The sequence below is a fragment of the Mycobacterium colombiense genome, from assembly GCF_003284975.1.
GTDB classification, from domain to species: Bacteria; Actinomycetota; Actinomycetes; order Mycobacteriales; family Mycobacteriaceae; genus Mycobacterium; species Mycobacterium europaeum_A.
In genome coordinates this window covers 20,900-40,056 of sequence record NZ_QMEU01000034.1, presented here as the reverse complement: position 1 = coordinate 40,056, position 19,157 = coordinate 20,900, and the positions used below count along the sequence as shown (strand labels likewise).

General features: G+C 67.9%; 19 protein-coding genes and 1 pseudogene. 8 read left to right on the top strand and 12 right to left on the bottom strand.

The window, feature by feature from the left end:
* Nucleotides 1-163 (top strand): annotated as a pseudogene (locus DQP58_RS27155) (transglycosylase family protein); the annotation flags it as partial.
* 69 nt (nt 164-232) lie between these two features.
* On the opposite strand, the gene DQP58_RS13575 reads toward DQP58_RS27155, so the two are convergent.
* The 4 genes from DQP58_RS13575 to DQP58_RS13560 are packed head-to-tail and all read right to left on the bottom strand — an operon-like array spanning nt 233 to nt 1,873.
* Nucleotides 233-658: a molybdenum cofactor biosynthesis protein MoaE gene (locus tag DQP58_RS13575; RefSeq protein WP_112708871.1), complete on the bottom strand. Its 426-nt coding sequence runs from the start codon at nt 656-658 to the stop codon at nt 233-235.
* Entirely contained in the window at nt 655-1,137 is a 483-nt protein-coding gene (locus tag DQP58_RS13570; protein WP_112708878.1) for a MogA/MoaB family molybdenum cofactor biosynthesis protein, read from the bottom strand. Before DQP58_RS13570 ends, DQP58_RS13575 begins: the two co-directional genes overlap by 4 nt.
* The gene (gene moaC / locus DQP58_RS13565; protein ID WP_112708870.1) at nt 1,134-1,664 is read right to left on the bottom strand and encodes a cyclic pyranopterin monophosphate synthase MoaC; all 531 of its coding nucleotides are present in this window, start codon (nt 1,662-1,664) and stop codon (nt 1,134-1,136) included. Before moaC ends, DQP58_RS13570 begins: the two co-directional genes overlap by 4 nt.
* Before the next feature lie 8 nt (nt 1,665-1,672).
* The gene (locus DQP58_RS13560; RefSeq protein ID WP_174320979.1) at nt 1,673-1,873 is read right to left on the bottom strand and encodes a hypothetical protein; all 201 of its coding nucleotides are present in this window, start codon (nt 1,871-1,873) and stop codon (nt 1,673-1,675) included.
* Between the two features lie 151 nt (nt 1,874-2,024).
* On the opposite strand from DQP58_RS13560, the gene DQP58_RS13555 reads away from it, so the two are divergent.
* Together DQP58_RS13555 and DQP58_RS13550 are read left to right on the top strand one after the other, a co-directional pair.
* The gene (locus DQP58_RS13555) at nt 2,025-4,283 is read left to right on the top strand and encodes a helicase-associated domain-containing protein (RefSeq protein ID WP_112708869.1); all 2,259 of its coding nucleotides are present in this window, start codon (nt 2,025-2,027) and stop codon (nt 4,281-4,283) included.
* Nucleotides 4,284-4,335: 52 nt separating this feature from the next.
* The gene (locus DQP58_RS13550; RefSeq protein ID WP_112708868.1) at nt 4,336-5,985 is read left to right on the top strand and encodes a DNA repair helicase XPB; all 1,650 of its coding nucleotides are present in this window, start codon (nt 4,336-4,338) and stop codon (nt 5,983-5,985) included.
* 70 nt (nt 5,986-6,055) lie between these two features.
* On the opposite strand, the gene DQP58_RS13545 is transcribed toward DQP58_RS13550, so the two are convergent.
* Nucleotides 6,056-6,538, bottom strand: a complete 483-nt coding sequence (locus DQP58_RS13545) for an STAS/SEC14 domain-containing protein (RefSeq protein ID WP_112708867.1) — start codon at nt 6,536-6,538, stop codon at nt 6,056-6,058.
* A 130-nt stretch (nt 6,539-6,668) separates the two neighbouring features.
* On the opposite strand from DQP58_RS13545, the gene DQP58_RS13540 reads away from it, so the two are divergent.
* Nucleotides 6,669-7,853 carry an FAD-binding domain gene (locus DQP58_RS13540; RefSeq protein ID WP_112708866.1) on the top strand — a complete coding sequence of 395 codons (1,185 nt, stop codon included), beginning with the start codon at nt 6,669-6,671 and terminating at the stop codon, nt 7,851-7,853.
* Nucleotides 7,854-7,901: 48 nt separating this feature from the next.
* On the opposite strand, the gene DQP58_RS13535 is transcribed toward DQP58_RS13540, so the two are convergent.
* Nucleotides 7,902-9,047: a thiolase family protein gene (locus DQP58_RS13535; RefSeq protein ID WP_066872046.1), complete on the bottom strand. Its 1,146-nt coding sequence runs from the start codon at nt 9,045-9,047 to the stop codon at nt 7,902-7,904.
* Between the two features lie 122 nt (nt 9,048-9,169).
* A complete protein-coding gene (locus DQP58_RS13530) occupies nt 9,170-9,583 on the bottom strand; it encodes a Zn-ribbon domain-containing OB-fold protein (protein ID WP_066872060.1) in 414 nt (137 codons plus the stop codon).
* 141 nt (nt 9,584-9,724) lie between these two features.
* Between DQP58_RS13530 and DQP58_RS13525 the strand changes: the two genes are divergently transcribed.
* Nucleotides 9,725-10,018 (top strand): putative quinol monooxygenase, encoded by a 294-nt coding sequence (locus DQP58_RS13525; RefSeq protein ID WP_008253825.1) that lies wholly within the window; start codon nt 9,725-9,727, stop codon nt 10,016-10,018.
* A gap of 4 nt (nt 10,019-10,022) precedes the next feature.
* On the opposite strand, the gene DQP58_RS13520 is transcribed toward DQP58_RS13525, so the two are convergent.
* The 3 genes from DQP58_RS13520 to DQP58_RS13510 are packed head-to-tail and all read right to left on the bottom strand — an operon-like array spanning nt 10,023 to nt 12,677.
* Nucleotides 10,023-11,075 carry an FAD-dependent monooxygenase gene (locus DQP58_RS13520; protein ID WP_112708865.1) on the bottom strand — a complete coding sequence of 351 codons (1,053 nt, stop codon included), beginning with the start codon at nt 11,073-11,075 and terminating at the stop codon, nt 10,023-10,025.
* A 45-nt stretch (nt 11,076-11,120) separates the two neighbouring features.
* Entirely contained in the window at nt 11,121-12,110 is a 990-nt protein-coding gene (locus tag DQP58_RS13515) for an LLM class F420-dependent oxidoreductase (RefSeq protein WP_112708864.1), read from the bottom strand.
* 30 nt (nt 12,111-12,140) lie between these two features.
* Nucleotides 12,141-12,677, bottom strand: coding sequence for a TetR/AcrR family transcriptional regulator (locus DQP58_RS13510; RefSeq protein WP_112708863.1), 537 nt, complete (start codon nt 12,675-12,677; stop codon nt 12,141-12,143).
* Nucleotides 12,678-12,756: 79 nt separating this feature from the next.
* Between DQP58_RS13510 and DQP58_RS13505 the strand changes: the two genes are divergently transcribed.
* From DQP58_RS13505 to DQP58_RS13495, 3 genes are read left to right on the top strand one after another with little or no spacing between them, the layout of a single operon-like run.
* A complete protein-coding gene (locus DQP58_RS13505; protein ID WP_112708877.1) occupies nt 12,757-13,965 on the top strand; it encodes an FAD-dependent monooxygenase in 1,209 nt (402 codons plus the stop codon).
* Nucleotides 13,966-14,025: 60 nt separating this feature from the next.
* Nucleotides 14,026-14,886, top strand: a complete 861-nt coding sequence (locus DQP58_RS13500) for an LLM class F420-dependent oxidoreductase (protein ID WP_112708862.1) — start codon at nt 14,026-14,028, stop codon at nt 14,884-14,886.
* Between the two features lie 37 nt (nt 14,887-14,923).
* Nucleotides 14,924-15,532 (top strand): class I SAM-dependent methyltransferase, encoded by a 609-nt coding sequence (locus tag DQP58_RS13495; protein ID WP_112708861.1) that lies wholly within the window; start codon nt 14,924-14,926, stop codon nt 15,530-15,532.
* A 122-nt stretch (nt 15,533-15,654) separates the two neighbouring features.
* On the opposite strand, the gene DQP58_RS13490 is transcribed toward DQP58_RS13495, so the two are convergent.
* Together DQP58_RS13490 and DQP58_RS13485 are read right to left on the bottom strand one after the other, a co-directional pair.
* Nucleotides 15,655-17,808, bottom strand: coding sequence for a 3-hydroxyacyl-CoA dehydrogenase NAD-binding domain-containing protein (locus DQP58_RS13490; protein ID WP_112708860.1), 2,154 nt, complete (start codon nt 17,806-17,808; stop codon nt 15,655-15,657).
* 4 nt (nt 17,809-17,812) lie between these two features.
* Nucleotides 17,813-19,024 (bottom strand): acetyl-CoA C-acetyltransferase, encoded by a 1,212-nt coding sequence (locus DQP58_RS13485; RefSeq protein WP_112708859.1) that lies wholly within the window; start codon nt 19,022-19,024, stop codon nt 17,813-17,815.
* Nucleotides 19,025-19,157 lie beyond the last annotated feature (133 nt).

Genomic DNA, 19,157 nt, shown 5'->3' with positions numbered 1-19,157 from the left:
GCCCGTCGTGGACACGGACTTCCACGGCTTCGTACCGGCCGGCATGCCGCAGCACGTCGAGGACGCCGGCTACACCCAGCAGCTGTGGGACGCGATCCGGGCGCAAGACGTTCAGGGAAACGACGCGCTGGACGCTCTCGCTCAGCCGTCGCCTAGCGCCTAACGCCGCCACACTCCCCGCACGCCCCGAAAACCCTCCTCTTCGGGGCGTGTTGGGCATGGCTGAGTGATGTCAGGCCGAGCCGACCCACTCCTCGGTCCCGTCGGCGAAAAATTGGTGCTTCCACACCGGAAGCCGTGCCTTGATGGTGTCCACCAGATGCGCGCAGGTGGCGAACGCGGCCTGCCGGTGATCGGCGGCCACGGCCGCCACTAGCGCGGCCTCTCCGATACGCAGCGCGCCGATCCGGTGGCTGGCGGCCACGGCACGCACGCCGCTGGATTGCCCGGCCACGTCGGCCACCACGTCGGCGATGACTTGATCGGCCGACGGGTGCGCTGAGTACTCGAGTCGCACCACCCGCCGTCCGCCGTCGTGGTCGCGGATCACGCCGACGAACCCGACGACGGCGCCGGCGGATTGATGCCCCACCAGCTCTTCGTGCTCGGCCAGCGAAATCGGGTGCTCGGTCATGGCAGCGCGCACGACGAGCGTCATCGCTGGTGATCTTTACCGGCGAGCTGGTCGAGCGCGTGATCCAGCACATCGGCAAGCACGCCCAGGCCGTCGCGCACGCCGCCGGGCGAACCCGGCAGGTTGACGATCAGGGTCTGACCGGCCACGCCGCACACGCCGCGCGACAGCACCGACGTCGGCACCTTGGGCAGGCCAGACTGGCGGATCACTTCGGCCAGGCCCGGGATCAAGTAGTCGACGACGGCCACGGTCTGGTCCGGTGTGCTGTCACTGGGTGAGATGCCGGTGCCACCGGAGGTGATGATGACGTCGACGTCGGCGTCGATCGCCGTGCGCAGTGCGTCGCCGACCGGTGGCCCGTCGGCCACGACTTCGGGCTGCGCGGCCGAAAAGCCCCGCTCTGCCAGCCATTCGGCGATGATGGGGCCGCATCGGTCGTCGTACACTCCCGACGACGCGCGGGTCGAGGCGATGATGACGCGGGCTGAACGGGTGCTCATGGGCGCGCCCACCTTCCGGTTTTGCCGCCTTCCTTGCGCAGCACTCGAATGTCGTCGATCCGTGCGGCCGGGTCCACCGCCTTGATCATGTCGTAGAGCGTCAGGCCCGCGACGCTGACGGCCGTGAGCGCTTCCATCTCCACCCCCGTGCGGTCGGTGCTTCGCACCGTTGCGATGATCTCGATCTCAGAGTCGCCGACCGTGAAGTCGATGTCGACCCCCGTGAGCGCGAGCTGATGACACAGCGGGACGAGGTCGCTGGTGCGCTTGGCGGCCTGGATGCCGGCCACCCGGGCGGTGGCCAGCGCATCGCCCTTGGGCAGGCCGCCGGTCGAGATCAGCGCCACCACGTGCGCCGAGGTGCGCACGACGCCCGCGGCGACCGCGGTCCGCTTGGTGGCCACCTTCTCGCTGACGTCGACCATGTGCGCCGCGCCGTGGTCGTCTAGATGTGACAGCGCGCCCGAGCCGGGCTCTTTCGACGCCCAGTTCGCCGAGGCTTCGGAGGCCTCAGAGGCCCTGGCCATCTGGCGACCTACCGATTGACGACGGTGACCGGGTGCAGGTAGGGCAGATCGGTGGAGGGCAGCGGAAACACCAGCTCGCCGAAGGGGGACAGCGCACCCGTGCGATCGGTCACGAGTTCACTGACCGCGTGGTCGTCGGGGTCCGTCGTCGGCCAGCCGTTGTCGACGTACTTGGTCTTACGTGCTTTGCCCTCAGCAGTGTCAGCCACGAGGTCCATTCTTACAGGTGGCCGAACCGCATGTGACGCAAGACCGGAGTTCGAGACGCGTTGCCGTGCACGCCGGTGCCCACCACGCTGGTGAGTCGCCGGGTAGTCGAGGTCTGCTGGGTGGCCGCGACCTGCTTTACGCTGGTCAGCGATGACCGACAACACCCCGGATATCCCGCTGGGGTCGTGGCTGGCCGAGTTATCCGATGAGCAGCTGATCCGACTGTTGGAATTGCGGCCGGACCTCGCCCAGCCCCCACCCGGCAGCATCGCCGCGCTGGCCGCCCGCGCCCAGGCCCGCCAGTCGATCAAGGCCGGCACCGACGACCTGGACTTTCTGCGGCTGGCCGTGCTCGACGCGTTGCTGGTGCTGCAGGCCGACGCCGAGCCGGTGCCCACGCCGAAGCTGCTGGCGCTGATCGGTGACCGCGCCCCCGAGACCGACGTGCTGGCTGCGGTCGACGACCTGCGACAACGCGCCCTGGTGTGGGGCGAGGCCGCGTTGCGGGTGGCCGCCGACGCCGCGACGGGCATGCCGTGGCATCCGGGCCAGGTCATACTCGAGGACACCTCGCGCAGCGCCGAACAGATCGCCGCCCTGATCGACGACCTCACCGAGGCACAGCTCGACGTGTTGGAGAAGCTTCTCGAAGGCTCCCCGATGGGACGCACGCGCGACGCCGCGCCCGGCGCCCCCACCGACCGGCCGGTGCCCCAGCTGCTGGCCGTGGGCCTGCTGCGGCGCATCGATGCCGAGACGGTGATCTTGCCCCGCCACGTCGGGCAGGTGCTGCGCGGCGAGCAGCCCGGTCCCATGCAACTGACCGCACCCGACCCGGTGGTGTCGACCACCACGCCCGACGACGCCGACGCCGCGGCGGCCGGGGCCGTCATCGACTTGCTGCGCGAGGTCGACGTCCTGCTCGAAACCCTCTCCGCCGCACCGGTTTCCGAGCTGCGCAGCGGCGGCCTGGGAATCCGCGAGGTCAAGCGGCTGAGTAAGGTGACCGGCATCGACGAGCAGCGGCTGGGTTTGCTCCTCGAAGTCACCGCCGCGGCCGGATTGATCGCCAGCGGCATGCCCGACCCCGAACCGGTCACCGGCGAGGCACCGTACTGGGCGCCGACGATCGCCACCGACCGCTACGCCGCGATGTCGGCTGCCGAACGCTGGCAGCTGTTGGCCGGCAGCTGGCTGGACTTGCCCGGCCGGCCGGCGCTGATCGGCAGTCGCGGCCCCGACGCCAAGCCCTACGGGGCCCTGACCGACGGCCTGTACTCCACCGCCGCGCCGCTGGACCGCCGGCTGTTGCTGGGCATGCTGTCCGAGTTGCCCCCCGGCGCCGGCGTCGACGCGACGGCGGCGTCGGCGACGCTGATCTGGCGCCGTCCGCGCTGGGCGAAACGGTTGCAGCCCGGGCCCGTCGAGGACCTGCTCGCCGAGAGCAACGCCCTGGGCCTGGTGGGTCGCGGCGCCATCAGCACGCCCGGCCGCGCGCTGCTGGACGACGACGGCGATCCGCAGGTCGCCATCGAGGCGATGAACCGGGCGCTACCAAAACCGGTCGATCACTTCCTGGTGCAGGCTGATCTGACCGTGGTGGTGCCCGGGCCGCTGGAACGCGACCTGGCCGAGCAACTCGCCGTCGTGGCCACCGTCGAATCCGCCGGCACCGCGATGGTGTACCGCGTCAGCGAGCAGTCGATCCGGCACGCGCTCGATGTCGGCAAGACGCGCGACTGGATGCATTCGCTGTTCGCCAAGCATTCCAAAACGCCGGTGCCCCAAGGCCTTACTTATTTGATCGATGACGTCGCGCGCCGGCACGGGCAGCTGCGGATCGGCATGGCCGCGTCATTCGTGCGCTGCGAGGACCCCGCGCTGCTGGCCCAGGCCGTTGCCGCGCCGGCGACCGAAGAGGTGCAGCTGCGGGCCCTGGCGCCGACGGTCGCGGTGTCGCCCGCGCCGATCGGCGAGGTCCTCACCGCGTTACGCGCCGCGGGGTTCGCCCCGGCGGCCGAGGATTCCTCCGGAGCCATCGTCGACGTCCGTCCTCGCGGCGCCCGGGTGTCCACCCCGCAACAGCGCCGGCCCTACCGTCCGGCCCGGCGCCCCAACACCGAAAGCCTCAACGCGGTGGTGGCGGTGCTGCGCAAGGTGACCGCCGCACCGTTCGGCAACATCCGCGTCGACCCGGCGGTCACCATGACGCAGTTACAGCGCGCCGCCAGGGAACAAGACACCCTGGTGATCGGTTATCTGGATGCGGCGGGGGTGGCCACTCAGCGCGTCGTGTCGCCCATCACCATCAAGGGTGGCCAGTTGGTGGCGTTCGATTCCGCGTCCGGCCGGTTGCGTGACTTCGCCATCCACCGCATCACCTCGGTGGTGTCGGCCACCGGCCGATAATGGTGAGCATGCCCGCCGACGTCAACACAAATCGAAAGGAGTGGCGCTGACTATGTCTGACGGACCGTTGATCGTGCAGTCCGACAAGACGGTGCTGCTCGAGGTGGATCACGAGCAGGCCGGCGCGGCGCGCGCGGCCATCGCGCCCTTCGCCGAGCTGGAGCGCGCACCCGAACACGTGCACACCTACCGCATCACGCCGCTGGCGCTGTGGAACGCCCGCGCCGCGGGCCACGACGCCGAGCAGGTGGTCGACGCCCTGGTCAGCTTCTCGCGCTACGCGGTGCCCCAACCGCTGCTGGTCGACATCGTCGACACGATGGCCCGCTACGGCCGCCTGCAGCTGGTGAAGAACCCCGCGCACGGTTTGACGCTGGTGAGCCTGGATCGCGCGGTGCTCGAAGAAGTGCTGCGCAACAAGAAGATTGCCCCGATGCTCGGCGCCCGCATCGACGACGACACCGTCATCGTGCATCCCAGCGAGCGCGGTCGGGTCAAGCAGATGCTGCTCAAGATCGGTTGGCCCGCCGAGGATCTCGCGGGCTACGTCGACGGCGAAGCGCACCCGATCAGCCTGGCCGAGGACGGCTGGCACCTGCGCGACTACCAGCAGATGGCCACCGACTCCTTCTGGTCCGGCGGATCGGGCGTGGTGGTGCTGCCCTGCGGCGCCGGCAAGACGCTGGTGGGCGCGGCCGCCATGGCGAAAGCCGGTGCGACGACGCTGATTCTGGTCACCAACATCGTCGCGGCGCGGCAATGGAAACGCGAGCTGATCGCCCGCACGTCGCTCACCGAGGACGAGATCGGCGAGTACTCCGGCGAGCGCAAGGAAATCCGGCCGGTCACCATCTCGACGTATCAGATGATCACTCGCCGCACCAAGGGCGAGTACCGGCACCTCGAACTCTTCGACAGCCGCGACTGGGGTCTGATCATCTACGACGAGGTCCACCTGCTGCCGGCGCCGGTGTTCCGGATGACCGCCGATCTGCAGTCCAAGCGGCGCCTCGGCTTGACCGCCACGCTGGTCCGCGAGGACGGCCGCGAGGGTGACGTGTTCTCCCTGATCGGCCCGAAACGCTATGACGCGCCGTGGAAGGACATCGAGGCGCAGGGGTGGATCGCGCCCGCCGAGTGCGTCGAGGTGCGGGTCACCATGACCGACAACGAGCGGATGCTCTACGCGACCGCCGAACCCGAAGAGCGGTACAAGCTGTGCTCGACAGTGCACACGAAAATCGCTGTCGTCAAATCGATTTTGGCGAAGCATCCGGGCGAGCAGACCCTGGTGATCGGCGCTTACCTCGATCAGCTCGACGAACTCGGCGCGGAGCTGGACGCCCCGGTGATCCAGGGGTCCACCCGCACCAAGGAACGCGAAGAGCTGTTCGACGCCTTCCGCCGCGGCGAGTTGTCCACCCTGGTGGTGTCCAAAGTCGCCAACTTCTCCATCGACTTGCCGGAAGCGTCTGTGGCAGTGCAAGTTTCGGGTACGTTCGGCTCACGCCAGGAGGAAGCGCAGCGGCTGGGCCGACTGCTGCGGCCCAAGTCCGACGGCGGGGGCGCCATCTTTTACTCCGTGGTGGCACGCGACAGCCTGGATGCCGAGTACGCCGCGCACCGGCAGCGCTTCCTGGCCGAGCAGGGCTACGGCTACATCATCCGCGACGCGGACGACCTGCTGGGTCCGGCGATTTAGGTTGTGATCGGTCACCGCTACCCGCAGCGGTCGCGATGTCGCTCAATGCGCCCTGTTCCATCAACGAATCCTATTTCGGCTTTTGATATCTCGTCGACAACAAAAGCCTGCCAAGGGTGATGAGACCAGCGCCGACTCCACCAAGGTAGGCCATGGCCATATCGCGGACGGACACGCCAGGGCATTCCGACAGCGAGGCGAGCCACGCGACGGCGTCATCGCGTTCGTCGGTGTGGAACACCTCAAGCGGGCAGGGCATCCAGCTGCCGATCGCGCGGCTGGTTGCCCGAATCCAGCCGATATCGCTTACGACGGCACACCCGTCGAGCAACCGGAGATAGCCCGTCCCCAGGCGGGCGTCCGCCCATAGCGCTCCCCCCGTAATGCGCTGGAATTCTGGGCCGAATTCGTACAGCAGCCGCAATCGGCCGCCAGTGCGCCCTGCCTGTTCGACCATCGGCGCGAAGTTCCGCTCGTAATCCGCCGCCGTTACGGTCCCGGTGGCTTCGAGCGCACGAATCCCGCCGGGCATGCCCGTAAGTTCCTGCAGCACAGCGACTCCTCCCCCGGCGCCGATGGGTCGATCAATGCGCTGTCCGGCTTACACGGCGTCGTAATCGATAACTAAGGCAACTATTGCATAGTGCTATAGTAATGCCATCCATCACCGCGGAGGTGGGCACATGAGGATCGCCATCGTCGGCGCCGGCATCGCCGGCCCCACGCTTGCGTACTGGCTGTCGCGGTATGGCCACGAACCGACCGTGATCGAGAAGGCACCACGACTGCGCACCGGCGGTTATGTCGTGGACTTTTGGGGTGGCGGGTACACCGTCGCCGAACGCATGGGACTCACCGCCGAGCTGCACGCCTCGGGATACGGGGTGCGGGAGGTGCGACTCGTGGACCGGGATTCGCGGCGGGTGGGCGGTTTTTCGGCCGAACCGTTCCGGCGAAACGTCGACGGCCGGTTCGTCACCGTACCGCGCGGTGATCTGTCGGCCATGATCTACCGCTCCATCGATAACCGTGCCGAAACTCTATTCGGAGAAAGTGTTTCGGCGATCGAGCAACGCGACTCGGGCGTGCGAGTCACACTGCAGGGCGGCGGGTCACGTCGATTCGATCTGGTCATCGGTGCGGGCGGGATTCATTGTCCCGTGCGGGACTTGGTATTCGGCGCCGAATCCAATTTTGAGGCGGACCTCGGCTACCGAGTCGCGGCGTTTGAAGCCGAGAGTTATCGGCCTCGTGATGAACTCGTCTACCTCGCCTACACCCTGCCTGGACGCATGATCGCCCGATTCGCAATGCGTGATGAGAAGACCATGTTTCTTTTCGTGTTCACGGCGGACCACATGAGCGGTCCTGACCCGCAAGATGTGTCACAGGCCAAGACCGTCCTGCGTCAGGTCTTCGGCAACGCGGGCTGGGAATGTCCTGACATCCTGCGCCGACTCGACGGCGCCTCCGATGTCTACTTCGATCGCACCAGCCAGATCGTCATGGACCGCTGGTCGGACGGGCGAGTGGCGCTCATCGGTGACGCCGCGGCTGCGGTCTCGTTGCTGGCGGGCGAAGGGACGGGGCTGGCAATGGTGCAGGCCTACACACTGGCCGGCGAACTCAATCGCGCGGGCGGCGATCACCAGGATGCGTTTCGTCGCTATGAGCGTCAGCTACGTCCGATCGTCGAGGCCAGGCAGCGGTCGGCGCGCGCCTTCGCCGCGATGTTCGCGCCCAAGACGGCGCTGGGCCTGTGGGCCCGCAATCAGGCGTCCAAACTGTTGAACATTCCGCGGCTGGCCGATCGGCTAGTCCGGAGTGAATTCCGCGACGACATCGCCTTGCCCGAGTACGCCGCATAGCCGGGGGCGGACCGCGGTGCACGGGAGAAGGGTTGAGACTCAGGCCTTTCAGCGCGACAGAATGGTCGCCGACGCGGTGCCGGGTGCGCCGTACACCTGGGCCAGCCCGACGCGCGGATTGCCGGGCACCTGACGCTCCCCCGCCTCACCGCGCAGCTGCCGTACCAGCTCGTGCATCTGCCGCAGGCCCGACGCCCCGATCGGCTCGCCGTTGGCGATCAGCCCGCCGTCGGTGTTGACCGGCATCGAGCCGTGGATCTCGGTGGCACCGTCGGCCAGCAGCTTCTCCTGTTCGCCGTCGGCGCACAGACCGGTCTCGGCCATGTGGATCACCTCGGCGCCGGCGTCGGTGTCCTGCAGCTGCGCAACGTCGACGTCCTCCGGGCCGATGCCGGCCGCCTCGTAGGCGGCCTTGGCGGCATAGACCGTCGGTGAGGCATCCTCGTCCAGCGGCGCCGACGTGGCGTGCACCTCGTAGGCGCCGAAGCGCCGGGTCCGAATCTCGCAGGCGCGCACATAGACCGGCTTGTCGGTGAACTTCTCGGCCATGTCCGCGCGACACATGATGACCGCAGCCGCGCCCTCGTCGGGCGCGCAGAACATGTACTGCGTCAGCGGGTAGTTCAGCGCCGGCGAGGCGAGGATCTCCTCGACGGAAATCTCCTTGCGCCGGAACGCATTCGGGTTCAGCGCACCATTGCGGAAGTTCTTGTTGGCCACCCGCGCCAGGGTCTCCTGCGAGATGTTGTGGTCGTGGATGTACTTGTTGGCCTTCATCCCGAAGAACTTGGTGGTGACGAACTGGCCGTTGTTGGCGTACCACTGGGGCAGCGCCAGCTTGGCGGGGTCGTCGGTGAAGGCGCCGCGCGGGTGCTTGTCGAGCCCGATGGCGATGCCAATGTCGTACTTGCCCAGCCGAATCGTGTCGGCGGTCTGCTGAATGGCGCTGGCCGCGGTGGCGCAGGCGTTGAACACGTTGGTGAACGTGATGCCGGTCAGCCCGACCAGCCGGGTCACCGCGTCGGGATTGGAGACTTCGTAGCTGCCGCCGAAGCCGAACTGGATGTCCTTCCAGTCCACGCCGGCGTCTTTGAGCGCGAGCTGCACGGCCTCGGCGCCCATCTGCATCGCGGTCTTGTCGAACCTGCCGAACGGGTGCAGGCCCACGCCGATGATGGCGACATCGTTGGTCATCTCAGGCTCCTCTGGATTCGATGGTGGCGACCCGTTTCGCCCGGCTGCGCCGCGCTCACGATCGCCACGGGCGGACGGTGGCGACCCGTTTCGCCCGGCTGCGCCGCGCTCACGATCGCCACTCAGACCGGCTGGAAGGCGAAGGTGATGATTTCGGCGCCCTCGTCGTCGGTGGCGAACGGCACCATGGTCAGTTCGACCTCCTGGCCGAACTGCAGCTTGGCCGGGTCGTTCTCGGTGAGCCGCCCTTCGACGCGGATGACGTCACCGAGCTGAACCAACCCCACGCCGAACGGCACGAAGTCCTTCCCGGTCGGACCGGCATAGGGGGCGCCGGGCGGGAAGCCCTGGGTGGTCCACGCCACCAGCGTTCCGCGTCGGGGCAACAGCACCTCGGACATCTCGCCGGCGCTGCAGCGCGGGCACCACTGCTGCACCGGGAAAGTGGTCGCCTCGCAGCTGCCGCATCGGCTGCCGATCAGCTGTGGGCTCTCATCGGGCCAGGTAGAGATCTCAGGCGCGAGTGCCTTCTGCATCGAGGGATCCTCCACAATCCGCCAACAGAATATTGCTCACTGAACCGTATAACAGCTTTCCGAAAAGTGGAAACCGCATTCTCATCTTCGTGCGGGCGCCCGCGCCAGGGGCGGGCGGGCGTGCAGCGATATGTTGGGCGCATGACGGTCACGGTGATACTGGAGCTCAGGTTCAAGCCCGACGAGGTCGCCGCGGGGCGCGAGCTGATGGGCCGGGCGCTGCAGGACACCCGGGCGTTCGACGGGAACGTGCGCACCGACGTTCTTGTCGACGAGGACGACGAAGCGCACTGGCTCATCTACGAAATCTGGGAGACCGTCGAGCACGACGAGGCCTACCGCGCCTTTCGCGCCGGCGAAGGCAAGCTGACACAGCTTCCCCCGCTGCTGGCCGCGCCGCCGGCCAAGACCAGGTACCTCACCAGCGACGTGTAGCGCGCTAGCCGCGCCACCGGCTCACCCGGCCCGCCATGGCCGCGAACAGCGGGTCGGGCAGCAATCGAAGCGCCCGATTTCGAGCGCTCTCCAGGACGGCGCTGCCCGGCGCGGTGAAGCGGGAGCCCGCCTTGGACGCGCCGTACACAGCGAGCATGCGCAGCCATCGCCGAGACAGCCCGGGCACGCCGTGGCGGGCCAGCGTTATCGCGTCTTCCATAGCCAGCGCTGCCCCCTGGCCGAAGGTGGGCCGCATGCAGTGCGCGGCGTCACCGATCAGCACAACGTTGCCGCGGGCGAGTCGACGGGGTGGTCGCGCTTCGAAGATTTCCGGAGTGATCACTTCGCCGGCCGTCGCGGCGTCGATCAGGGCTGGCAAGGGGTCCGGCCAATCGCGAAACGACCGCAAGTCCGGGTGCCGGCTCCGGGTGCCGCCGTAGACGTAGGTGCGGCCGTCGACCAATGGCAAGATGCCGAAATCGGCTGTGCGACCCCAAATCGGACCGAAACCAGTAATGAGCTCGCGGTCCGCTATCCAGGCCCAGCCCGTGATGCCGGTCGAGCGCGGCGGCGGCGCGTCCGCAAACAGCAGCTTCCTCGTGACGCTGCGGAGCCCGTCCGCGCCGATCACCAGATCGAACCGCTCCGCGCTGCCGTCCACCACCACCGAGCCATCGGCGGCGACGTGGGTGACGCTGGCCGCATACCGCACACAGTGCGAGGGCAGCGCGGCCGCCAACCAGGCAATCAACGCGGCGCGCGGCACCGTCGCGAACTCATCGCCTCCGGCGAGCTGCGCCAGGGTGCGCCTGACCAAGACCCGCCCGTCGCGAGCGCGGACGGCGGCCGCCGTCCGGGACCAAGGGTCGGTCACCACGTGGTGGCGCACACCCAGAATCGACAAGCACGCCAACGCGTTTGGGGCGAGCGCGATGGCTCCGCCCATCGTTGAGGGACCGGGCGTCTTCTCGAACACGGTGACGTCGTGGCCGTCCTGCCGGAACGCGATGGCAGCCGCCAAACCCGCGAAGCCTCCGCCGACGATACCCACCCTCATGCAGACACCGTTGCCGTACTCGATCGCCGAAGCACCGGGGACTTTCTAGCTCAGCGCCGGCATGACCTCGCGTTCGAATAGCTCGATGCCCGATCGGTCGTAGGCCGCCTCGGGGAAGTAGCAGATCGCGTACTCGCAGCCGAGGTCGCGGATCTTGGTAAGCCGCTCGATGACCTGTTCCGGTGTGCCCGTTGCCGAGTCGGGGCCGCTTGTTCCGGCGATCATCGCGTCCGCCGCAGCCTCACCGACGTAGCCGGCCAGGCGGTCGCGGACCCGCTGCAGCCGGTCTTTGACGTCGGGCTCCGAGGTGCCCACGATGGCGTTGATGTTGACCGACCGCACGATGGCGCCGAAGTCGGTGCCCACGTTGCGGCAGTGCTCGGCCAGCACGTCGGACTTGTGCGCGAACGCTTCCGGCTCGGGAGTGAAGTTGGTGTACTGCGCGTATTGGGCGGCGATCCGCAGCGTCACCTTCTCACCGCCACCGGCGATCCAGAGCGGAATGCCGTTGCCCTGCAACGGCTTAGGCGCGACGATGGCGCCGTCGACCTGGTAGTGCTTGCCGTCGAAGCTGACCTTGCCGTCGCGCCAGGCATCGCGCATGATCTGCACGCCCTCGTCCAGGCGACCCAATCGCACACCCGCCGAGGGGAATCCGTATCCGTAGGCGCGCCATTCGTGTTCGTACCAGCCGCCGCCGATGCCCATCTGGATGCGGCCACCGGAGATGATGTCGGCCGTCGCGGCGACCTTGGCCAGGTAGACGGGGTTGCGGTAGCTCATCGCCGTGCACATCTGGCCGAGTTTGATCCGCGAGGTGGTCGCCGCGTAGGCGGCCATCAGCGACCAGGCCTCGTGCGTGGCTTCCCCGGTCGGCACGGGCACGGTGTGGAAATGGTCGTAGACCCACAGCGAATCCCAGCTGCCCTGGTCCGCGTGGTCGGCCAGCTCGCGCATCACCGCCCAGTGGTTCTCCGGTTCGATGCCGACCAGATCCATTCGCCAGCCCTGCGGGATGAAGAGACCAAAGCGCATACCCGGACTGTAGCCGCAACCCCGTCGCCGTCACCCACCCAGCGCGTCGAGCGCGGCCGCGACCGACTTCTCGCGCAACTCCTCGTGCGGCGCATCGGGGAACTGCACGCAGCAGTCCTGCAGGCCGCCGAACGCGACCACCGCCCGCGTGGACTGCGCCAGCGTCGGCTTCTTGCCGAACACCAGCCTGGCCAGCCGTTGCCGCCAGGCCAGCACGGTGTCGATGAGGTCGAGGTCGATCAGCGTCGACAGCTCGGTCAACAACAGCACTAGGTCGCGGCGGTGCCGGTAGTGGAAGTCGAAATAGCCCTCCAACAGTTCGCGCACATCGTTGTCACCCCGGCCCTCGTGGTCGGCGACGAACCGTTCACCTTCGTCGATCAGCGGCACCAGGATGCTGCGCACCAGGTCTTCGCGAGACGGAAAGTGGTAATACAGAGCGGGTTTGGTGATGCCCAGCTGGTTCGCGATGTCCTGCAGGCTGGTGCGCTGCACGCCGCGCTGCAAAAACAGCTCGCGGGCGACCTCCTGGATGCGCTCGCGGGTGTCCGACCGGGGCCTGCTCACCCCGCGAGTTTATCTGACTTACCGAAAGGTAAGCGGAATGCTACGCTTACCGAACGTTAAGTAAGTGTGGGAGGTCGTCATGCGGATCCTCGTCTCCGGCGCCAGCATCGCCGGACCGGTCCTGGCCTACTGGCTGACCCGTTACGGCTTCGACGTCACCGTGGTGGAGCGCGCCCCGACGCTGCGCAAAACCGGCGGCCACGCCGTCGACTTGTTCCGTCCGGCGATGGAAATCTCGGCGAAGATGGGCGTCCTGCCACGCATCGAGGCGCGGGCGACCGGAACGGACCGGCTGACGATGCACAGGGAAGACCGGACGAAGCCCACCCGGATCGACCTCACCAAGATCTACGCGGCCACCTCCGACCGGCACGTGGAGATCATGCGCGACGACCTCAGCGAGATCTACTACGACGCAGCGCGCGACGACGTCGAGTACCTGTTCGGTGACTCCATCACCGGGATCGAGCACGACGGCACCGTGACCTTCGAGCGCGGCCCGGCGCGCACCTTCGACGTGATCGTGGGCGCCGACGGGCTGCACTCCAATGTGCGGCGCCTGACCTTCGGCGAAGACGCCGAGCTCACCCGCTTCCTCGGCGGCTACCTGTCGGTGGTCTCGGCGCCCAAGGCGCTGGTCGCGCCCGGCGAGATGGTCGCCCACATCGGGGTCGGGCGCTTCGCCGGCATCTACACCGCCGATCACCTGGACGACGCCCGCGCGGTGTTCATGTTCCGCAGCAAGGCCGAATTGGATTACGACCACCACGATGCGTTGCGGCAGAAGCGATTACTGCACGAGGCGTTTACCGGGATGCACGAGCAGGTGGACGGCTGGCTAAGCGAACTGGAGCGCACCCCCACCTTCTACTTCGACTCCATCACCCAGCTGCGCACCGATCGGTGGTCGCGCCGCCGCGTCACCCTGGTCGGGGACGCCGGATACTGCCCGGGACCCGCGGTAGGCGGCAGCACCAGCCTCGCCGTCCTCGGCGCATACGTGCTCGCCGGCGAGCTCGCCGAGGCCGACGGCGACCACCTGCGCGCCTTCGCCGCCTACGAACTCCGGATGCGCGAACCGGTGCACCGCAGCCGGTCGTTTGCCCGCGGTGCGGCCAAGGGCGTGATCCCCGGTTCACGGATCGGCCTGTGGGCGTTGACCCGTGGGGCCCAGCTGGTCTCGGCGATGCCCGGATCGCTGTCGCGGTCATTGGCGAAGCTCAACACCAAGGGCGTGCGGATGCACGACTCGATGCCGGTCCCCGAGTACACCTTCAGCGACGTCTGACAGCATGTTTCCTAGAGCCGCGGACCCGAGTCACCGCGCGCCAGGATGGGAAGGCTGCAGATGGAACTGACCGGTGTGGGGATCTGGAGCAGTCAACTGCGCTACGGCGACCCGGCCGAATCCGCCGACGCCGCAGCGGAACTCGACGAACTGGGCTTCCCTGCGCTGTGGATACCGGATGTCGGCGGCCCAGTGTTCGACGCGGTGGGTCATCTGCTCGGCGCGACCAAGCGGACTGTGATCGCCACCGGAATCCTGAACCTGTGGATGCATTCGCCCTCCGAGGTCGCCGACTCCTACGCGACCCTGACCGCCGAACACGGCGACCGCTTCCTGCTGGGGATCGGCGTCAGCCACGCCCCGCTGATCGACGCCGACCAACCCGGCCGCTACCGCAAACCGCTGGCGGCGACGGCGTCGTTCCTGGACGGCTTGGATGCCGCGCCGCGGCCGGTGCCCATCGAGCGCCGGGTCCTTGCCGCGCTCGGCCCCAAGATGCTGACCCTATCGGCGACCCGCGCCGGCGGCGCCCACCCGTACCTGGTCACCCCCGAACACACCGCGTCCGCTCGCGCGACGTTGGGCCAGGGTCCATTGTTGCTGCCCGAACAGACGGTGATCCTGACCGACAGCGCCCAGGAGGCCCGCCAGATCGGAACCGATTGGCTGCGCGCGTATTTGGCCTTGCCCAACTACGCCAATAACCTGCTGCGCAGCGGCTTCTCCGAGGACGATCTGTCGCAGGTGAGCGACCGGCTCTTCAATGCGATCATCGCGTGGGGCGATGAAGAGGCCATCATGCGCCGCGTCGCCGAACATCGTTCCGCCGGCGCCGACCACGTCTGCGTCCAGGTGCTGCTGGCCGATCCCCGCGCATTCCCGCGCGAGGAATGGCGCCGGATCGCCGCCGCCTCCCGGTAGCAGTGACCGGCCGCGGCGAAGCGGCCTAGGGTGAGCTATGGCTTCCAAACAGACGCTGTTTCGGATCTTTTACCGCATCGGTTTCACCCCGTGGGACGGTCATCCGCTCGCGCAGAGCGTGCGCGACCTCGTCGAGGGCACCCCCGACGCCGCCGCGCTACCCGCGGGGTCGGCTCTGGAGGTCGGCTGCGGCACCGGCGACTGCTCCATCTATCTCGCCCAGCACGGCTGGAAGGTCACCGCGGTCGACTTCGTGGCCAAGCCGCTCGAGCGCGCCCGCGCGAAGGCACAGGCTGCGGGCGCCGCGGTCGACTTCGTCCAGGCCGACGTCACGCAGCTGAGCCGGACGGGCATCGGCGCCAACTTCGGGTTGATCGTCGACAACGGGTGCCTGCACAACATGAGCGACGCGGATCGCGACGCCTATGTCCGCGAGATCAGCGCCCTGGCGGCACCCGACGCGCGGTTGCTGGTCGTCGCGTTCGTGCCCGGTGGCCGGGTCGGGGTGCGCGGGATCGACCGCGCCGAGATGGAACGCAGATTCACGCAGAGCTGGACACTGCTGTCGGCCGGCGCGGAACGCGAGCTGGACCGCGCCGAGAAGACGCCGGCGTGGTACTACCTGTTCGCGCGCCGCGACACGTAACCTGTTGCGACGACACGCCGTAGCGCTTCGCAATGGCTTAAGTCTCGGCGCAGCGGCCGAGTCGCAAAACGCACCAGCCCCCGAAACGTCGTTTCGGGGGCTGGTGCGTTTTGCGTTACTGCCTAGGTCAGCGACGCCGGCGGCAGGAACCGGTCGCCGTACCGCTGCGCCAGCTCCTTGGCCCGGGCCACGAAGGCTTCCTTGCCGATGCCGTGCGCGCCCTGGTAGCCGACGATGAACTGGGCGCTACCACCGGTATACGGCGGGAAGCCGATGCCCATGATCGACCCGATGTTCGCGTCGGCGGTCGACGTCAGCACGCCCTCGTCGAGGCACTTCTGCGTCTCGAGCGCCTCGGCGAACAACATGCGATCGATCATGTCCTGCAACGGAATATCGGCGCTGCCGGACTTGAACGTCTCGCGCAGACCGGGCCATAGCCGGGTGCGCTTGCCGTCGGCGTACTCGTAGAAGCCCGCGCCCTTCAGCCGCGACGGGCGGCCCAGCTCGATCATCTTCTCGACGACGGCCTCGGCCGGGTGCGGCTCGTAGGTGCCGCCCGCGTCCTCGACGCCCTTGCGGGTGGCCGTGGCGATCTTGTGCATCAGCTCCAGGTTGAGCTCGTCGGACAGCTGCAGCGGCGGCGCCGGGTAGCCGGCCTGGCTACCGGCGTGCTCGACGCTGGCCGGCTCCACGCCCTCGCCGAGCATCGCCAGGGCCTCGTTGACGAACGTGCCGATGACGCGGCTGGTGAAGAAGCCGCGGCTGTCGTTGACGACGATCGGGGTCTTGCCGATGGCCAGCGTGTAGTCGAACACCCGGGCCAGTGCCTCGTCGGAAGTCTTTTCGCCCCTGATGATTTCGACCAGCGGCATCTTGTCGACCGGCGAGAAGAAGTGGATCCCGATGAAGTCCTCTTGACGCTTCACGCCGGTCGCCAGACCGGTGATCGGCAGCGTCGAGGTGTTCGATCCCAGCAGCGCGTTGGGCTCGACGATGTCCTCGATCTCCTGGAACACCTTGTGCTTGAGTTCCTGGTTCTCGAAGACCGCCTCGATCACGAAGTCGACACCCTTGAAGGCCTCGGGGTCGGCGGCCGGGGTGATCCGGTCCAGCAGCGCCTTGCTCTTCTCCTCGGTGGTCTTGCCACGCTGAAGCGCCTTGGCCTCAAGCTTTTCCGAGTAGCCCTTGCCCTTCTCGGCGGCCTCGAGGCTGACGTCCTTGAGCACCACCTCGAAGCCGGCCTTGGCCGAGACGTAGGCGATACCGGCGCCCATCATGCCCGCGCCCAGCACACCGATCTTGTTGATCTTGACCGGTTCGATGCCGTCAGGCCGCGACCCACCACCGTTGATGTGCTGCAGGTCAAGGAAGAACGCCTGGATCATGTTCTTGGCGACCTGGCCGGTGACCAGCTGGGTGAAGTAGCGGCTCTCGATGCGGCTGGCGGTGTCGAAGTCCACCTGCGCGCCCTCGACGGCCGCGTCCAGGATGGCGCGCGGCGCCGGCATCGGCGCGCCCTTGAGTTGCTTCTTCAGCAGCGCCGGGAACGACGGCAGGATGCCGGCCAGCGCGGGGCTGGCGGGGGTGCCGCCGGGCATCTTGTAACCCTTTTTGTCCCACGGCTGGGTGTATGAGTCGGGGTCGTCCTTGACCTCTTTGATCCAGGCCTTGGCGGCGGGCACCAATTCGTCTACCGAGCCGACGATTTCGTCGACCAGGCCGATCTCCTTGGCCTTATCGGCCTTGAACCGGGTGCCCTGCGACAAGATGTTCATGAAGGCGTTCTGGATGCCGAACATCCGCACGGTGCGGGTCACCCCGCCACCGCCGGGCAGCAGGCCCAGCGTGACCTCGGGCAGGCCGACGACCAGGCCCTTGACGTCCGCGGCGATGCGGTGGTGACAGGCCAGCGCGATCTCCAGGCCGCCGCCCAGCGCCGCGCCGTTGATGGCGGCGACCACCGGCTTGCCCAGGGTCTCGAGCGCACGCAGGTCACGCTTGACCGACTCGACGGTGTCGAACGCCTCCCCGGCGTTCTCCGGGCCGAGGTTGATCATGCCCTTCAGGTCGCCGCCGGCGAAGAAGGTCTTCTTCGCGCTGGTGATCACCACGCCGGTGATCGAATCCTTCTCGGCGGCAAGGCGTTCCACAGCGTTGTGCATGGACTCGCTGTAGTGCTCATTCATCACGTTGGCCGACCCGGTGGGGTCGTCCAGGGTCAGGGTGACGATGCCGTCGTCGTCCTTGTCCCACTGAATGGTGTTCTCTGCCATGGTCTTAAACCCTCTCGATGATGGTGGCGACACCCATGCCGCCGCCGATGCACAGCGTGACCAGGGCGCGACGCGCGTTGCGGCGCTCGAGCTCGTCGACCATGGTGCCGGTGATCATGGCGCCGGTGGCGCCCAGCGGGTGGCCCATCGCGATGGCGCCACCGTTGACGTTGAGCTTCTCGTCGGGGATGTTGAGGTCCTTCTGGAACTTCAGCACCACCGACGCGAACGCCTCGTTCAGCTCGAACAGGTCGATGTCGTCGATCGTCAGGCCCGCGCGGTCGAGAACCTTCTGCGTGGCCGGGGTCGGGCCGGTCAGCATGATGACCGGGTCCGAGCCGCTGGTGGCGGTGGCCACGATGCGTGCCCGCGGCGTCAGGCCCTGCGACTTGCCCGCGGCTTCCGAACCGACCAGCACCAGCGCGGCGCCGTCGACGATGCCCGAGCTGTTGCCGCCGGTGTGGACGTGGTTGATCTTCTCGACCCAGTGGTACTTGGTGAGGGCGACGTCGTCGAACCCGCCCATCTCACCGATCCCGTCGAACGCGGTCTTCAGCTTGCCCAGACCCTCGAGCGTGGTGTCGGGCCGCATGTGCTCGTCGTGGTCGAGGATGACCAGACCGTTCTGGTCGCGCACCGGCACCACCGACTTGGCGAAGTAGCCGCCCGACCACGCCGCGGCGGCCTTCTGCTGGCTGCGCAGCGCGTAGGCGTCGACGTCGTCGCGGGAGAAGCCCTCGATGGTGGCGATCAGGTCGGCGCCGATGCCCTGCGGCACGAAGCCGATCTGGTAGTTGGTCTCGGGGTCGGTCGCCCAGGCGCCGCCGTCGGAGCCCATCGGCACCCGGCTCATCGACTCGACACCGCCGGCCAGCACCAGGTCGTCCCAGCCGGACCGAACCTTCTGGGCGGCGGTGTTGACGGCCTCGAGGCCGGAGGCGCAGAACCGGTTGAGCTGCACGCCGCCCGTGGTCTCCGGCAGGCCGGCGGCCAGCACCGCGGTGCGGGCGATGTCGCCGCCCTGGTCACCGACCGGGGACACAACACCCAGGATCATGTCGCTGATCAGGTTCTCGTCTAGGTCGGGGAAACGCCGGCGCAGCTCGTCCACCAGGCCCACGACCAGGTTGAGCGGCTTGACCTCGTTCAGCGAACCGTTGCGCTGCTTGCCCCGCGGGGTGCGGATGGCCTCATAGATAAAAGCTTCTTCGGACATGACGACTTCCTGTTCTGACGAATAGGGTTCGAATCCGTCTGCGAGATAGATTCCGCCCCACCCTAACAGGGCCCCCGGCCAACCTGTTGGTTGGGCAAGATCGCGCAGCTCAGGGGCGCCGAGTGACGCACGC

Coding starts and splice junctions, on each gene's coding strand:
- DQP58_RS13575 (WP_112708871.1), bottom strand. CDS start 658: ATGACGCTCGTCGTGCGCGCTGCCATGACCGAGCACCCGATTTCGCTG.
- DQP58_RS13570 (WP_112708878.1), bottom strand. CDS start 1,137: ATGAGCACCCGTTCAGCCCGCGTCATCATCGCCTCGACCCGCGCGTCG.
- moaC (WP_112708870.1), bottom strand. CDS start 1,664: ATGGCCAGGGCCTCTGAGGCCTCCGAAGCCTCGGCGAACTGGGCGTCG.
- DQP58_RS13555 (WP_112708869.1), top strand. CDS start 2,025: ATGACCGACAACACCCCGGATATCCCGCTGGGGTCGTGGCTGGCCGAG.
- DQP58_RS13550 (WP_112708868.1), top strand. CDS start 4,336: ATGTCTGACGGACCGTTGATCGTGCAGTCCGACAAGACGGTGCTGCTC.
- DQP58_RS13540 (WP_112708866.1), top strand. CDS start 6,669: ATGAGGATCGCCATCGTCGGCGCCGGCATCGCCGGCCCCACGCTTGCG.
- DQP58_RS13535 (WP_066872046.1), bottom strand. CDS start 9,047: ATGACCAACGATGTCGCCATCATCGGCGTGGGCCTGCACCCGTTCGGC.
- DQP58_RS13530 (WP_066872060.1), bottom strand. CDS start 9,583: ATGCAGAAGGCACTCGCGCCTGAGATCTCTACCTGGCCCGATGAGAGC.
- DQP58_RS13525 (WP_008253825.1), top strand. CDS start 9,725: ATGACGGTCACGGTGATACTGGAGCTCAGGTTCAAGCCCGACGAGGTC.
- DQP58_RS13520 (WP_112708865.1), bottom strand. CDS start 11,075: ATGAGGGTGGGTATCGTCGGCGGAGGCTTCGCGGGTTTGGCGGCTGCC.
- DQP58_RS13515 (WP_112708864.1), bottom strand. CDS start 12,110: ATGCGCTTTGGTCTCTTCATCCCGCAGGGCTGGCGAATGGATCTGGTC.
- DQP58_RS13505 (WP_112708877.1), top strand. CDS start 12,757: ATGCGGATCCTCGTCTCCGGCGCCAGCATCGCCGGACCGGTCCTGGCC.
- DQP58_RS13500 (WP_112708862.1), top strand. CDS start 14,026: ATGGAACTGACCGGTGTGGGGATCTGGAGCAGTCAACTGCGCTACGGC.
- DQP58_RS13495 (WP_112708861.1), top strand. CDS start 14,924: ATGGCTTCCAAACAGACGCTGTTTCGGATCTTTTACCGCATCGGTTTC.
- DQP58_RS13490 (WP_112708860.1), bottom strand. CDS start 17,808: ATGGCAGAGAACACCATTCAGTGGGACAAGGACGACGACGGCATCGTC.
- DQP58_RS13485 (WP_112708859.1), bottom strand. CDS start 19,024: ATGTCCGAAGAAGCTTTTATCTATGAGGCCATCCGCACCCCGCGGGGC.